General features: G+C 70.6%; 12 protein-coding genes. 9 read left to right on the top strand and 3 right to left on the bottom strand.

Annotation, left to right across the window (positions count from 1 at the left end; translation table 11 throughout):
* The first annotated feature begins 143 nt into the window (after positions 1-143).
* The 4 genes from secD (at position 144) to AMK22_RS22290 (ending at position 6,381) form a co-directional block, all read left to right on the top strand.
* Positions 144-1,880, top strand: a complete 1,737-nt coding sequence (gene secD, locus AMK22_RS22305) for a protein translocase subunit SecD (protein WP_073787651.1) — start codon at positions 144-146, stop codon at positions 1,878-1,880.
* A gap of 1 nt (position 1,881) precedes the next feature.
* Positions 1,882-2,982, top strand: coding sequence for a protein translocase subunit SecF (gene secF / locus AMK22_RS22300; RefSeq protein ID WP_073787650.1), 1,101 nt, complete (start codon positions 1,882-1,884; stop codon positions 2,980-2,982).
* Positions 2,982-3,536 (top strand): adenine phosphoribosyltransferase, encoded by a 555-nt coding sequence (locus tag AMK22_RS22295; protein ID WP_073787649.1) that lies wholly within the window; start codon positions 2,982-2,984, stop codon positions 3,534-3,536. The genes secF and AMK22_RS22295 overlap by 1 nt, the downstream gene beginning before the upstream one ends.
* Before the next feature lie 280 nt (positions 3,537-3,816).
* On the top strand, positions 3,817-6,381 hold the full coding sequence (locus AMK22_RS22290) for a RelA/SpoT family protein (RefSeq protein WP_073787648.1): 2,565 nt from the start codon (positions 3,817-3,819) through the stop codon (positions 6,379-6,381).
* Positions 6,382-6,486: 105 nt separating this feature from the next.
* Here the strand turns inward: AMK22_RS22290 and AMK22_RS22285 are convergent, their stop codons facing one another.
* Both AMK22_RS22285 and AMK22_RS22280 read right to left on the bottom strand, forming a co-directional pair.
* Positions 6,487-7,716: a DUF349 domain-containing protein gene (locus AMK22_RS22285; protein ID WP_073787647.1), complete on the bottom strand. Its 1,230-nt coding sequence runs from the start codon at positions 7,714-7,716 to the stop codon at positions 6,487-6,489.
* A gap of 202 nt (positions 7,717-7,918) precedes the next feature.
* On the bottom strand, positions 7,919-8,704 hold the full coding sequence (locus tag AMK22_RS22280) for a peptidylprolyl isomerase (RefSeq protein ID WP_073787645.1): 786 nt from the start codon (positions 8,702-8,704) through the stop codon (positions 7,919-7,921).
* Between the two features lie 149 nt (positions 8,705-8,853).
* Here AMK22_RS22280 and AMK22_RS22275 point away from each other — a divergent pair, with 149 nt between their 5' ends.
* The 4 genes from AMK22_RS22275 (at position 8,854) to AMK22_RS22260 (ending at position 13,438) form a co-directional block, all read left to right on the top strand.
* Positions 8,854-9,540 (top strand): MBL fold metallo-hydrolase, encoded by a 687-nt coding sequence (locus AMK22_RS22275; RefSeq protein WP_073787643.1) that lies wholly within the window; start codon positions 8,854-8,856, stop codon positions 9,538-9,540.
* Positions 9,541-9,554: 14 nt separating this feature from the next.
* Positions 9,555-10,817 carry a histidine--tRNA ligase gene (gene hisS / locus AMK22_RS22270; RefSeq protein WP_073787641.1) on the top strand — a complete coding sequence of 421 codons (1,263 nt, stop codon included), beginning with the start codon at positions 9,555-9,557 and terminating at the stop codon, positions 10,815-10,817.
* A gap of 524 nt (positions 10,818-11,341) precedes the next feature.
* Positions 11,342-11,977 carry a vitamin K epoxide reductase family protein gene (locus tag AMK22_RS22265; RefSeq protein WP_073787639.1) on the top strand — a complete coding sequence of 212 codons (636 nt, stop codon included), beginning with the start codon at positions 11,342-11,344 and terminating at the stop codon, positions 11,975-11,977.
* Between the two features lie 78 nt (positions 11,978-12,055).
* Positions 12,056-13,438, top strand: coding sequence for a replication-associated recombination protein A (locus AMK22_RS22260; protein ID WP_073787637.1), 1,383 nt, complete (start codon positions 12,056-12,058; stop codon positions 13,436-13,438).
* 85 nt (positions 13,439-13,523) lie between these two features.
* Here AMK22_RS22260 and AMK22_RS22255 read toward each other — a convergent pair whose 3' ends face one another.
* Positions 13,524-14,225 carry a DUF2470 domain-containing protein gene (locus tag AMK22_RS22255; protein WP_073787635.1) on the bottom strand — a complete coding sequence of 234 codons (702 nt, stop codon included), beginning with the start codon at positions 14,223-14,225 and terminating at the stop codon, positions 13,524-13,526.
* A gap of 188 nt (positions 14,226-14,413) precedes the next feature.
* On the opposite strand from AMK22_RS22255, the gene rpsD reads away from it, so the two are divergent.
* Positions 14,414-15,028 carry a 30S ribosomal protein S4 gene (gene rpsD, locus AMK22_RS22250; protein ID WP_073787633.1) on the top strand — a complete coding sequence of 205 codons (615 nt, stop codon included), beginning with the start codon at positions 14,414-14,416 and terminating at the stop codon, positions 15,026-15,028.
* The last annotated feature ends 7 nt before the right edge of the window (positions 15,029-15,035 follow it).

Below are 15,035 nucleotides of genomic sequence, written 5' to 3'. Positions count from 1 at the left end.
CGCGAACCGGGGATGCCGTGGGCCCACGGGCGTCCGGCACTCCCCGGCCCGTGCGATCTTCTGCGGGGTGGGTCCCCACTACACTTCGTGGCCGCTCGGGCGCGTACCCGGCTCGGGGCGGTTGGACAGGGAGAAACGAGAAGGTGGCAGCACCGAAGAAGAGCCGGGGACCGGCCGGCGGTCAAGGCAGGCCGGGGCGTTCCCTGGCTCTGATCCTGATCGCCATGGTCGCCCTCACCGGAGGGATGTTCCTGGCTGATCAGCCGACGCCACGACTGGGCATCGACCTGGCGGGCGGCACGTCCATCACGCTCAAGGCGCAGAGCCAGCCCGGCAAGCCGAACGCGATCAACCAGACGAACATGGACACGGCGGTCGGCATCATCGAGCGCCGTGTCAACGGTCTGGGTGTCTCCGAGGCCGAGGTCCAGACCCAGGGCCGGGAGAACATCGTCGTCAACATCCCCAAGGGGACGAACTCGCAGCAGGCCCGGGAGCAGGTCGGCACGACCGCCCAGCTCTACTTCCGGCCGGTGCTCAGCATGGCGGCCGGCGGCCCCACGCCCAAGGGCACCGCCAGCCCCTCGCCCTCCGGGTCGCCGAAGCCGAGCGCGTCCGCCGCCACCGGTGAGAAGGCGTCCGGTTCCTCGGCCACTCCCTCGGCCACCGCGACCACCCAGGGGCGCGCGGTCACCGGCGCCCTGACGAAGGACACGCCCAGCCCCGGGGCGTCCGACGATCCCAAGGCGTCCACGACCCCCCCGGCCGCCGCCGACCAGGCCGGGACCGCGCTGGAGAAGAAGTTCGCCGCCCTGGACTGCTCCACGAAGGCCGGCCGCGCAGCGGCCGGTGCCAACGTGAAGCCCACCGAGCCCACCGTAGCCTGTGACTCCACCGGCGAGGCCAAGTACATCCTCGGCCCGGCCGAGGTCTCCGGCACGGACGTGGACAGCGCCAAGGGCGCGATCAACCAGCAGACCGGCCAGTGGATCGTCCAGATGGAGTTCACCAAGGGCGGCGCCAAGAAGTTCCAGAAGATCACGGGCCGGCTCGCGCAGCAGCAGACCCCGCAGAACCAGTTCGCCATCGTGCTCGACGGCGAGGTCGTCTCCGCCCCCTACGTACGCGAGGCGCTGAGCGCCAACGCCGAGATCTCCGGCAGCTTCGACCAGCAGTCCGCCGAGGACCTGGCCAACGTGCTCTCCTACGGTGCCCTGCCGCTCAGCTTCAAGGAGCAGACGGTCACCACCGTCACGGCCGCCCTCGGTGGCGAGCAGCTCCAGGCGGGCCTGATCGCCGGCGCCATCGGCCTGGCACTGGTCGTCATCTACCTGGTCACCTACTACCGCGGCCTGGCGTTCATCGCGCTTCTGAGCCTCCTGGCCTCGGGCATCCTGACCTACACGCTCATGTCGCTGCTCGGCCCGGCCATCGGGTTCGCGCTGAACCTCCCCGCGGTCTGCGGGGCCATCGTGGCCATCGGTATCACCGCGGACTCCTTCATCGTGTACTTCGAGAGGATCCGCGACGAGATCCGCGAGGGCCGCACCCTGCGCCCTGCCGTCGAGCGGGCCTGGCCGCGCGCCCGGCGCACCATCCTGGTCTCCGACTTCGTGTCCTTCCTCGCCGCGGCGGTGCTCTTCGTCGTCACGGTCGGCAAGGTCCAGGGCTTCGCCTTCACGCTGGGGCTCACCACCATCCTCGACGTGGTCGTGGTCTACCTCTTCACCAAGCCGGTCATGACGCTGCTGGCCCGGACGAAGTTCTTCTCCAGCGGTCACCCGTGGTCCGGCCTGGACCCGAAGCGCCTCGGTGCCAAGCCGCCCCTGCGCCGCTCGCGGCGTGTCAACGCCCGTACCGACCACCCGAAGGAGGCGTGAGATGTCGCGACTCGGCACTCTCGGCGCCCGTCTCTACCGCGGCGAAGTCGGCTACGACTTCATCGGCAAGCGCAGGATCTGGTACGGCGTCTCCATTCTGATCACCATCACGGCCATCGTCGGCTTGGCGGTCAGCGGCCTCAACATGGGCATCGAGTTCAAGGGCGGTGCCGTCTTCACCACCCCGAAGACGAGCGTGACCGTCAGCGAGGCCGAGGACATCGCGACCGAGGCCTCCGGCCACCAGGCGATCGTCCAGAAGCTCGGCAACGGCGGTCTGCGCATCCAGATCACCGAGGTCGACACGGCGAAGTCCGACGAGATCAAGGACCTGCTCGCCAAGGACCTCTCCGTCCCGGAAGAGAAGATCGCCGCCGACCTGGTCGGTCCCAGCTGGGGCGAGCAGATCGCCAACAAGGCGTGGACCGGTCTCGGCGTCTTCATGGTCCTCGTGGTGATCTACATGGCCATCGCGTTCGAATGGCGCATGGCGATCGCGGCCCTGGTCGCGCTGATCCACGACCTCACCATCACGGTCGGCGTCTACGCGCTGGTCGGCTTCGAGGTCACCCCGGGCACCGTGATCGGTCTGCTGACCATCCTCGGGTACTCCCTGTACGACACGGTCGTCGTCTTCGACAGCCTCAAGGAGAGCACCGTCGACGTCACCAAGCAGACCCGGTGGACGTACGGCGAGATCGCCAACCGCTCGATCAACGGCACCCTGGTCCGCTCGATCAACACCACCGTCGTGGCCCTGCTCCCGGTCGCCGGCCTGCTGTTCATCGGCGGCGGCGTCCTGGGCGCCGGCATGCTGAACGACATCTCGTTGTCGCTGTTCGTCGGCCTCGCCGCCGGTGCGTACTCCTCGATCTTCATCGCCACCCCGCTCGTCGCCGACCTCAAGGGGCGCGACCCGCAGATCAAGGCGCTGAAGAAGCGGGTTCTCGCCAAGCGTGCGGCCGCCGCCGCCAAGGACGAGTCCGCCGGGGACGAGGATCCCGGCGACGACCTCCCGCAGGACACCGCGCCCGCCGCCGCGGTCGTCGGCCAGCGCCAGCAGCCCCCCAGGGGCCGCGGCCGGACCCCCGGGAATCACTGATGACCAGCAGCACCACCGAAAGCGTCCGGGAGCTTCTGCTCAGCAGGATCCGTGACATCCACGACCACCCGAAGCCGGGTGTGGTCTTCAAGGACATCACCCCGCTGCTGGCGGACCCGACGGCGTTCGCGGCCCTCACCGACACCCTCGCGGAGCTGTGCCTGCGGCACGGCGCCACGAAGATCGTCGGACTCGAGGCGCGCGGCTTCATCCTGGCCGCCCCGGTCGCGGTGCGGGCCGGTCTCGGCTTCGTGCCCGTCCGCAAGGCGGGCAAGCTTCCCGGAGCCACCCTCAGCCAGGGCTACGAGCTGGAGTACGGCACCGCCGAGATCGAGATCCACGCGGAGGACCTGTCCGCCGACGACCGGATCATGGTCATCGACGACATCCTCGCGACCGGCGGCACCGCGGAGGCGTCGCTGGAACTGATCCGGCGGGCCGGTGCCGGCATCGCGGGCGTCGCGGTCCTCATGGAGCTCGGCTTCCTCGGCGGCCGGGCCCGCGTGGAGCGGGGCCTGGCGGGCGCGCCGCTGGAGGCCCTCATCCACGTGTGAGCGCTCGAGAAGGCATGAACCGGGTGACCAGACGCTGTTCTGGTCACCCGGTTCTCTTCGTGTGCGCACCGCCGCGCGGACGGCCGCCCGGCCCGGGGTCCGGCACACGGCGGGAGCCGGCGGGGCCCGCACCGAGGCCGGGAGCAGGTGTGCGGCGAGGCCGGGAACAACCGGCTGCCGGTCCGTCGTTGTGAGGGGTCTCACCGTCCCCGGGGGAGGACCGGCCGCCGGCTCGATACGATGGCCTTTCCGGGAGTCCGGACCCGCACGAGGAGCGCTCTTGCCAGACGAGGCCCAGCCAGTCGCCGCCCCGCAGCCCGACAAGCCCGCGGCGGCCTCAGCCGCGCCCGGGAAGAGGCAGCCCGCGCAGAAGCCGAAGCCCCCTGCGCCCGAGGCCGGCCCGGGCCCGGAGCGGTCCGCCGCCCCGGCACTGCGGCCCGCCTCGCCCGCGCAGCCGTCCGCCCCGGTCACCTCCACGCCGAAGCCCCCGGCGAAGCCCGCCGCCAGGCCGGTCGTCCCGGCCGCCTCCGCTTCGCGTTCCGGAGGCTCCTCCAACCGGGTACGGGCCAGGCTCGCCCGCCTCGGCGTGCAGCGCTCCAGCCCGTACAACCCGGTGCTGGAACCGCTGCTGCGCATCGTCCGCGGCAACGACGCCAAGATCGAGACCGCCACGCTCCGCCAGATCGAGCGCGCCTACCAGGTCGCCGAGCGCTGGCACAGGGGGCAGAAGCGCAAGAGCGGCGACCCGTACATCACCCATCCGCTCGCCGTCACCACGATCCTCGCCGAACTCGGCATGGACCCGGCGACGCTGATGGCCGGGCTGCTGCACGACACGGTCGAGGACACCGAGTACGGACTGGACACCCTGCGCCAGGACTTCGGCGACCAGGTCGCCCTGCTCGTCGACGGCGTCACCAAGCTGGACAAGGTCAAGTTCGGCGAGGCCGCGCAGGCCGAGACCGTGCGCAAGATGGTCGTCGCCATGGCCAAGGACCCCCGGGTCCTCGTCATCAAGCTCGCCGACCGGCTCCACAACATGCGCACCATGCGCTATCTCAAGCGGGAGAAGCAGGAGAAGAAGGCCCGCGAGACGCTGGAGATCTACGCCCCCCTGGCCCACCGCCTGGGCATGAACACCATCAAGTGGGAGCTGGAGGACCTCGCCTTCGCGATCCTCTATCCCAAGATGTACGACGAGATCGTCCGCCTCGTCGCCGAGCGGGCCCCCAAGCGCGACGAATACCTCGCCGTCGTGACCGACGAGGTCCAGGCCGACCTGCGCGCCGCCCGGATCAAGGCCACGGTCACCGGACGGCCGAAGCACTACTACAGCGTCTACCAGAAGATGATCGTGCGGGGGCGGGACTTCGCCGAGATCTACGACCTGGTGGGCATCCGGGTCCTCGTCGACACCGTCCGCGACTGCTACGCGGCGCTCGGCACCGTCCACGCGCGATGGAATCCGGTCCCCGGCCGGTTCAAGGACTACATCGCGATGCCCAAGTTCAACATGTACCAGTCGCTGCACACCACGGTGATCGGTCCCAGCGGCAAGCCCGTCGAACTCCAGATCCGTACGTTCGACATGCACCGGCGCGCCGAGTACGGCATCGCGGCGCACTGGAAGTACAAGCAGGAGGCCGTCGCGGGCGCCTCCAAGGTGCGCACCGACGTCCCGAAGAGCACCGGAAAGGGCGCGCGGCAGGACACCGTCAACGACATGGCGTGGCTGCGGCAGCTCCTGGACTGGCAGAAGGAGACCGAGGACCCCGGCGAGTTCCTGGAGTCCCTGCGCTTCGACCTCTCCCGCAACGAGGTCTTCGTCTTCACGCCCAAGGGTGACGTCATAGCACTCCCCGCGGGCGCGACCCCCGTCGACTTCGCGTACGCGGTGCACACGGAGGTCGGCCACCGGACCATAGGGGCGCGGGTCAACGGGCGGCTCGTACCACTCGAATCGACCCTCGACAACGGCGACCTGGTGGAGGTCTTCACCTCCAAGGCGGCCGGCGCCGGGCCCTCCCGGGACTGGCTGGGCTTCGTCAAGTCGCCCCGCGCCCGCAACAAGATCCGCGCCTGGTTCTCCAAGGAGCGCCGCGACGAGGCGATCGAACAGGGCAAGGACGCCATCGCGCGCGCGATGCGCAAGCAGAACCTGCCGATCCAGCGCATCCTGACCGGCGACTCGCTGGTCACCCTCGCGCACGAGATGCGCTACCCCGACATCTCGTCCCTGTACGCCGCGATCGGCGAGGGCCATGTGGTCGCGGCCGGGGTCGTGCAGAAGCTGGTCCAGGCACTCGGCGGCGAGGACGCGGCCAAAGAGGACATCGCCGAGAGCTCGCCGCCCTCGCGCGGCCGAGGCAAGCGCCGCTCCAACGCAGACCCCGGGGTCGTCGTCAAGGGTGTCGAGGACGTCTGGGTCAAGCTGGCCCGCTGCTGCACACCCGTCCCCGGCGACCCGATCATCGGGTTCGTCACCCGCGGCAGCGGCGTCTCCGTGCACCGTGCCGACTGCGTCAACGTGGACTCGTTGTCGCAGCAGCCGGAACGCATCCTGGACGTCGAATGGGCTCCCACCCAGTCCTCGGTCTTCCTGGTCGCCATCCAGGTCGAGGCCCTGGATCGCTCCCGGCTGTTGTCGGACGTCACCCGGATCCTGTCCGACCAGCACGTCAACATCCTGTCGGCGGCCGTGCAGACTTCCCGGGACCGGGTGGCCACCTCGCGCTTCACCTTCGAGATGGGCGACCCCAAGCACCTCGGACACGTGCTCAAGGCGGTGCGCGGGGTGGAGGGCGTCTACGACGTCTACCGGGTGACCTCGGCCCGCAGGCCCTGACCCGGCCGCCGGGATCCGCGCGCCGGCCCGGCTCGTACGCACGACGGCCGAGGCCCCCGTACACGTCCCTCGGGACGCGTACGGGGGCCTCGACTACGGCGGGGATCAGCCGCCGAACTCCTCCAGCCCCTTCAGCGCCTGGTCCAGCAGCGCCTGACGACCTTCGAGCTCCTTGGCCAGCTTGTCGGCGCGGACGTTGTTCCCCGACGCGCGGGCGGTGTCGATCTGGGTGCGCAGCTTGTCGACGGCGGCCTGCAGCTGACCGGTCAGACCCTCGGCACGCGCACGTGCCTCAGGGTTCGTCCGGCGCCACTCCGCCTCCTCGGCCTCCTGGAGCGCCCGCTCCACCGCGTGCATCCGCCCCTCGACCTTAGGGCGGGCGTCACGCGGCACATGGCCGATGGCCTCCCAGCGCTCGTTGATGCCCCGGAACGCGGCGCGGGCCGCCTTCAGGTCCTTCACCGGCACCAGCTTCTCGGCCTCGGCCGCGAGCTCCTCCTTGAGCTTGAGGTTCTCGCCCTGTTCCGCGTCCCGCTCGGCGAAGACCTCGCCGCGGGCGGCGAAGAAGACGTCCTGGGCGCCGCGGAAGCGGTTCCACAGGCCGTCCTCGGCCTCGCGCTGGGCGCGGCCCGCCGCCTTCCACTCCGTCATCAGCTCGCGGTAACGGGCGGCCGTGGCCCCCCAGTCCGTGGAGCCGGAGAGCGACTCGGCCTCCGCGACCAGCTTCTCCTTCGCCTTGCGGGCCTCCTCGCGCTGGGCGTCCAGCGACGCGAAGTGGGCCTTGCGGCGCTTGGAGAACGCCGAGCGGGCGTGCGAGAAGCGGTGCCACAGCTCGTCGTCGGACTTGCGGTCGAGCCGCGGCAGGCCCTTCCACGTGTCGACGAGCGCGCGCAGCCGCTCGCCCGCGGAGCGCCACTGCTCGCTCCGCGCCAGCTCCTCCGCCTCGGTGACCAGAGCCTCCTTGGCCTGCCTCGCCTCGTCGGACTGACGCGCCTTCTGGACCTTGCGCTCCTCGCGCCGCGCCTCGACCTTCGCCACCAGGGCGTCGAGCCGCACGCGCAGGGCGTCGAGGTCGCCGACGGCGTGATGCTCGTCCACCTGCAGACGCAGATGCTCGATGGCGGTCGTCGCGTCCTTCGCCGACAGGTCGGTGGTCCTCACCCGACGTTCGAGGAGGCCGATCTCGACCACCATGCCCTCGTACTTGCGCTCGAAGTAGGCCAGAGCCTCCTCGGGGGAACCCGCCTGCCACGATCCGACGACCTTCTCGCCGTCGGCCGTACGCACGTACACGGTGCCCGTCTCATCGACGCGGCCCCACGGGTCGCTGCTCACAGCGCCTCCTCCACCTGATGCCCGCGAGAGGGTTCGCCCCCCTGGCATCGTCCACAGTTTCCTCGGGCGGGCAGCGCCCGCCCTGCACAACGCCAATCTAGGCGACCGGCCGCCCGGCTGTCCGCACTCGGCGGGGCCGAAAATATTCCGCTCCCACCGCGGCCCTCGCCACCGGACCGCCCGGGCCGGTCGCCCGGTCGCCTCACGACTTGTCGACGGCGGCCTTCGAGATGTCCACGGCCGTCTTCGGCGCACCGTCGCCGCCCGCACCACCGGCCACTCCCGCCGCGCCGACCTTCTCGACGGTCTTCAGCGAGGCGGCGTCCATGGTGCCGAACGGGGTGTAGCTCGGCGGCAGCTTGCTGTCCTTGTACACGAGGAAGAACTGGCTGCCTCCGGTGTGCGGCTGTCCGGTGTTGGCCATCGCCACCGTGCCCGCCGGATAGGTCACCGTGCCGTCCGCGCCCGCCTTGCCCAGCGCCGTCAGGTTCTCGTCCGGGATCGTGTAGCCGGGGCCGCCCGAGCCGTTGCCCTCGGGGTCGCCGCACTGCAGCACGAAGATGCCCTGCGTGGTCAGCCGGTGGCACTTCGTGCCGTCGAAGAAGCCCTTGTCGGCGAGCGCCTTGAAGGAGTTCGTGGTGTGCGGGGTCTTCGCCGCCTCCATGGTGAACGCGATGTCGCCCGCTCCGGTTTTGAGCGACATCGTGTACTTCGCCTTCTTGTCGATCGCCATCGCGGGCTCGGGCTCGGCCTTCTCGCTCGTCGACGGGGAGGGGGAGGCGCTCGCCGCCGCGTCGCTCTTGTCCTTCTTGTCGTCGCCGTCGAGGACGAGGTACGTGCCCACCCCGCCGACCGCCACCACGGCCACCGCCGCCGAGACGGCGATGGCCAGCCGCTTCGACCGGCGGCGGGCCTCCTCCCGGCGCCGCTGCTGCCGCTCGAACTTCTCCCTGGCGAGCTGCCGCCGCCGCTGATCGTTGCTGACCACCGGGTGATCTCCTTGTAGGTCGTTTGTGGGGCCTGGATTGCCCGTACCGTATATGGGTTGGCTGTGTGATGAGGAGCGCCGGTAGGCTCTGAACTGCCGCGACCTTCGTCAGTCGCGAATCCGCCGTCGGACGACCAGTAAGGACGATCGTGCTCATTGCCGGGTTCCCCGCAGGGGCCTGGGGGACCAACTGTTACCTGGTCGCCCCGGCCGCAGGCGAGGAGTGCGTGATCATCGATCCGGGCCATCGGGCCGCGGCCGGGGTCGAGGACGCGCTGAAGAAGCATCGGCTGAAGCCCGTCGCCGTCGTCCTGACCCACGGACACATCGATCACGTCGCCTCGGTCGTCCCGGTGTGCGGCGCGCACGACATCCCCGCCTGGATCCACCCCGAGGACCGGTACATGATGAGCGACCCGGAGAAGGCCCTCGGCCGCTCCATCGGCATGCCGCTCATGGGTGAGCTGACGGTGGGGGAGCCGGACGACGTCAAGGAGCTGAGCGACGGTGTGCCGCTGAAGCTGGCCGGTCTGGAGTTCCACGTCGCTCACGCGCCCGGCCATACCAAGGGGTCGGTGACGTATCGGATGCCCGAGGCCGCGGACGTTCCGCAGATCCTCTTCTCGGGCGACCTGATCTTCGCCGGCTCCGTCGGACGCACCGACCTGCCCGGTGGCGACCACGCCGAGCTGCTCGAGTCGCTGGCCCGTGTGTGCCTGCCGCTCGACGACTCGACCGTGGTGCTGTCGGGCCACGGCCCCCAGACGACCATCGGCCGCGAGCGCGCCACGAACCCGTATCTGCACGGGACGGACGCGCCCCGACGAGGAATGTGACGAGAGTAAAGACCGTGAGCACCTTCAAGGCCCCCAAGGGCACGTACGACCTGATCCCGCCCGATTCCGCGAAGTACCTCGCCGTGCGCGAGGCGATCGCCGCCCCCCTGAAGAACTCCGGCTACGGATACATCGAGACGCCCGGCTTCGAGGACGTCACCCTCTTCTCGCGCGGAGTCGGTGAGTCCACCGACATCGTGACCAAGGAGATGTACACCCTCACCACCAAGGGCGGCTCCCAGCTGGCGCTGCGCCCCGAGGGCACCGCCTCCGTGCTGCGCGCCGCGCTGGAGGCCAACCTCCACAAGGCGGGCAACCTCCCCGTGAAGCTGTGGTACTCCGGCTCGTACTACCGCTACGAGCGCCCGCAGAAGGGTCGCTACAGGCACTTCTCCCAGGTGGGCGCCGAGGCGATCGGTGCCGAGGACCCGGCGCTGGACGCCGAGCTGATCATCCTGGCCGACCAGGCGTACCGCACGCTGGGCCTGCGGAACTTCCGCATCCTGCTCAACTCGCTGGGCGACCGGGAGTGCCGCCCCGTCTACCGGGACGCGCTCCAGGGCTTCCTGCGCGGGCTCGACCTGGACGAGGACACCCGCCGCCGCATCGAGATCAACCCGCTCCGGGTCCTGGACGACAAGCGGCCCGAGGTCCAGAAGCAGCTGGCCGGAGTGCCGGTGCTGCGCGACTACCTGTGCGACGCCTGCAAGGCGTACCACGAGGAGGTCCGCGACCTGCTCTCCGCGGCGGGAGTGGCGTTCGAGGACGACGAGAAGCTCGTCCGCGGGCTCGACTACTACACCCGCACCACGTTCGAGTTCGTCCACGACGGACTCGGTTCGCAGTCCGCGGTGGGCGGCGGCGGCCGCTACGACGGCCTGTCCGAGATGATCGGCGGCCCGGCGCTCCCGTCGGTCGGCTGGGCGCTCGGCGTGGACCGTACGGTGCTCGCCCTGGAGGCCGAGGGCATCGAGCTCGAACTCCCGGCGACCACCAGCGTCTTCGCGGTGCCGCTGGGCGAGGAGGCCCGGCGGGTGCTCTTCGGGATCGTCACGCAGCTGCGCCGCGAGGGCGTCGCGACGGACTTCGCCTACGGCAACCGCGGCCTCAAGGGCTCCATGAAGAGCGCGAACCGGTCGGGGGCGCGGCTCACGATCGTCGCGGGCGAACGCGATCTGACCGAGGGCGTTGTCCAGCTCAAGGACATGGAGTCCGGCGAGCAGACGGCGGTCGCGCTGGCGGACGTGGTCGGGGCCGTGCGCGAGCGCCTGGCCTGACCGCGGACGGTCTCCGGCGCCTCTCCCGGCAGTGTTCGCGCGCTGCGGACACTGCCGGGAGCCGAGTCGGCGTCCTGCCCGGACCCTGCCGGATATGCCGTCGATTCCCGGATATGCCGTCAATTCAATGAGTGGGAAATTCACCCTGTCGGGGGATTCCTGGCGAGCGGGGCACGGGGTCGCATCCGTTCCGGCCATCGTCGGTGGGCGTCGCCCGCCGCGGCGGCGCACCCGCGGGGGTGCGTCCCCGGCCCGCTCCGGGAACCGTCCGGCCCGATCCGTCCGGGCGGTTTTGTCCCGCCGGATCCGCAGGTCGGGACGGTCGGGCCGGGGCGGTGCCCCGGTGGGCGGTCCGCCCTCTCCTCGCCCCCGCGCCGGTCCCGGAGGGCCCGCACCCCTCATGTCGCGCACTCGCTCCGCGTGGAATCCGCCAGACATGTTTATGTCCATCGAACGGATGAGCGCTGGAGGGGTGCGGCACAATGACCGTGCCCAGCAGGCCACTCACTGATGGAAACGGCGATATGACGACTGCAGCGGTTGACCGCCCCTCCTCCGACCAGGACGGGAAGGGGGTGGAGAGGTCCTTCGGCGCCGGCCGGGCGTTCGCGCTGCTGCTGGTGATCACGGGCGCCGCCGGGCTCCTCGCGGCCTGGATCATCACGATCGACAAGTTCAAGCTGCTGGAGGACCCGAACTTCACGCCGGGGTGCAGCCTCAACCCGGTCGTCGCCTGCGGCAGCATCATGAAGAGCGAGCAGGCGTCCGCCTTCGGGTTCCCGAACCCGATGCTCGGCCTGGCCGCCTACTCGGTGATCATCGGCATCGGCCTGGCGCTGCTCTCGGGTGCCCGCTTCCGCAGCTGGTACTGGCTGGGGATGAACGCCGGAACGCTGTTCGGCGTCGGCTTCTGCACCTGGCTCATGTACCAGTCGCTGTACCACATCAACTCGCTCTGCCTGTGGTGCTGCCTGGCCTGGGTCGCCACCATCGTCATGTTCTGCTACGTCACCAAGCACAACATCGAGCACCGGATCATCCCCGCGCCGAACTGGCTGCGCAACGGACTGACGGAGTTCCACTGGGTGCCGCCGGTCCTGTGGATCGGCATCATCGGCATGCTGATCCTGACCCGCTGGTGGGACTTCTGGACGAGCTGACCCGGCGGCCCGTGCCGCGGGCCCTGCCGGACGGCCGGCCCAGCAGGGGTGTCGGTGCCGTGACATAGGCTTCAGTACGTGGAGCCCGACCTCTTTACCGCAGCCGCCGAGGAACGCCAGGAGAACGACCCGTCCAGCAGCCCCCTCGCTGTCCGGATGCGCCCCCGTACTCTCGACGAGGTCGTCGGACAGCAGCATCTGCTCAAGCCGGGCTCGCCCCTGCGCCGTCTCGTCGGCGAGCGGAACGGCGGCCCGGCGGGCCCGTCGTCCGTGCTCCTGTGGGGTCCGCCCGGCATCGGGAAGACGACGCTGGCCTACGTGGTCAGCAAGGCCACCAACAAGCGCTTCGTCGAACTCTCCGCGATCACCGCGGGCGTCAAGGAGGTGCGGGCCGTCATCGACGGGGCCCGCCGCGCCACCGGAGGCTACGGCAAGGAGACCGTCCTCTTCCTCGACGAGATCCACCGCTTCTCCAAGGCCCAGCAGGACTCGCTGCTCCCCGCCGTGGAGAACCGCTGGGTGACCCTGATCGCCGCGACCACGGAGAACCCCTACTTCTCCGTCATCTCGCCGCTCCTGTCGCGCTCGCTGCTCCTCACCCTGGAACCGCTCACGGACGACGACCTGCGCGGTCTGCTCCGCCGCGCCCTGAGCGACGAGCGCGGACTGGGCGGCGCGGTGACTCTGCCGGGCGACGCCGAGGGGCATCTGCTCCGCATCGCGGGCGGCGACGCCCGCCGGGCGCTCACGGCGCTGGAGGCGGCGGCCGGCGCGGCCCTGGACAAGCAGGAGAAGGAGATCACCCTCCGCACCCTGGAGGAGACCGTCGATCGCGCCGCCGTCACCTACGACCGGGACGGCGACCAGCACTACGACGTGGCCAGCGCGCTCATCAAGTCCATCCGCGGCTCCGACGTCGATGCCGCCCTGCACTATCTGGCCCGGATGATCGAGGCGGGGGAGGACCCCCGGTTCATCGCCCGACGGCTGATGATCTCGGCCAGCGAGGACATCGGCCTCGCCGATCCCACGGCGCTGCCCACCGCCGTCGCGGCGGCGCAGGCGGTCGCCATGATCGGATTCCCGGAGGCCGCGCTCACCCTGAGCCACGCCACGATCGCCCTGGCCCTGGCGCCCAAGTCCAACGCGGCGACGCTCGCGATCTTCGCCGCGCAGGAGGATGTGCGGGGGGGCCTCGCGGGCTCCGTACCGGCCCATCTGCGCGACGGCCACTACAAGGGAGCCGCCAAGCTGGGCCATGCCCAGGGCTATGTGTACCCCCACGACGTCCCCGGCGGCATCGCCGCCCAGCAGTACGCCCCGGACGCCGTCCGTGACCGGCGGTACTACCGCCCCACGCGCTACGGCGCGGAGGCGCGCTACGCGGACGTGGTGGAACGGGTGCGCGAGCGGCTCGGCCGGCCCGGTCCCGACGACGAGGCGGCGCGGTCCGGCGACTGAGCGCGGCGGGCAGGGGCGGGTCTGCGCTCGTATCGGCGGGGCGCGAGCCTCCTGGGACCCGTCCCCGGGAGGAGCGCGACCCGTCTCAACGCGCCGCCGCCTCGAAGAGCGTGCGCATGGCGTGCCGCAGCTCGACGACGTCGCGCACCGGCTCGGGGAACTCGAAGCGAGCGTCGAAGCACCGGTCGCGGTCCTCGCACACGCGTACCCGCAGCCCGAACCGGTCCAGTGCCAGCGGCACGACGGAGGGCCGGTGTGCCGCGCAGCGGCGGGACGTCCGTCCGCCCAGCAGCGAGCACAGCGCGCCCAGCCGCTCCCGGTGGGCCGCGTGCAGATGCTGGAGCAGCTCCGTCTCATGACCGGCGAGCGGATCGGGCACCGCGTCCCGGAAGGCGTCGGGCTCGACCGCCTCGGCACCCCACAGGTCGTCGACGTACGCCTCGCCCGTCTCCAGCCGCAGCGTCGTCCGGCCGGGGCCCGACAGTCCGGGCACGATGGTGAGCCACCCCGAGACCCGGGCGCGGGCCCGGACGCGGTGCGGCACGGAGACCGGGGCGACGTCCGTGATCTCCAGCACCGCTACCAGCTCGTCGTCCCCGGCGTGCGCCGCGGCCCGTACGACGGGGGAGGCCGTGGGCAGTTCGAGGAACAGGTCGCCTTCGGGCCCCACGTTCCTGGTGGACGTCACCAGCTCGTCCCAGCCGGCCGTGCGCAGCCCGGGCGCGAGCAGCACCGCCGAGCAGGTACTCTGTACGAGAGTTCGTGTGCGCTCGGCTGCTGACGGCATCCGAGTGGTTTCTGGCCCGCTGGGACGCGGCTGACCACGATCTGATCGGTCCTCCGTCATGTCGGCACCCGGTGAGGTGTCGAGATTGTCAGTGCTGTCCGTGATGTGACTGGTGTTCCCCGGGCGAGACATGCGATCTCCTCAACTAAGGTGAGCCTAACCTAACCTACAACGGAGGTCTGGAGAACGTGCCTAACCAGTCGCGTCCCAAGGTCAAGAAGAGCCGCGCGCTCGGCATCGCACTGACGCCGAAGGCCGTCAAGTACTTCGAGGCCCGCCCCTACCCGCCGGGCGAGCACGGCCGTGGCCGCAAGCAGAACTCGGACTACAAGGTCCGTCTGCTGGAGAAGCAGCGTCTGCGCGCCCAGTACGACATCAGCGAGCGCCAGATGGTGCGTGCCTACGACCGCGCCAAGAAGGCCGAGGGCAAGACGGGCGAGGCGCTCGTCGTCGAGCTGGAGCGCCGTCTCGACGCCCTGGTGCTGCGTTCGGGCCTCGCCCGCACCATCTACCAGGCCCGTCAGATGGTCGTGCACGGCCACATCGAGGTCGACGGCCGCAAGGTCGACAAGCCGTCCTTCCGCGTCCGCCCCGACCAGGTCGTGACGGTCCGCGAGCGCAGCCGCGACAAGTACCCCTTCCAGGTGGCCCGCGAGGGTGGCTACGCCACGGACGGCGAGACCCCGCGCTACCTGCAGGTGAACCTGAAGGCCCTGGCCTTCCGCCTCGACCGGGACCCGAACCGCAAGGAAATCCCCGTCATCTGCGACGAGCAGCTCGTCGTCGAGTACTACGCCCGCTGATCCAGGC

Source organism: Streptomyces sp. CB01580 (genome assembly GCF_001905795.1).
In the GTDB taxonomy this organism is placed as follows: Bacteria; Actinomycetota; Actinomycetes; order Streptomycetales; family Streptomycetaceae; genus Streptomyces.
Note: the sequence above shows the minus strand (reverse complement) of the source record. Positions and strands in the feature narration are given on the sequence as shown.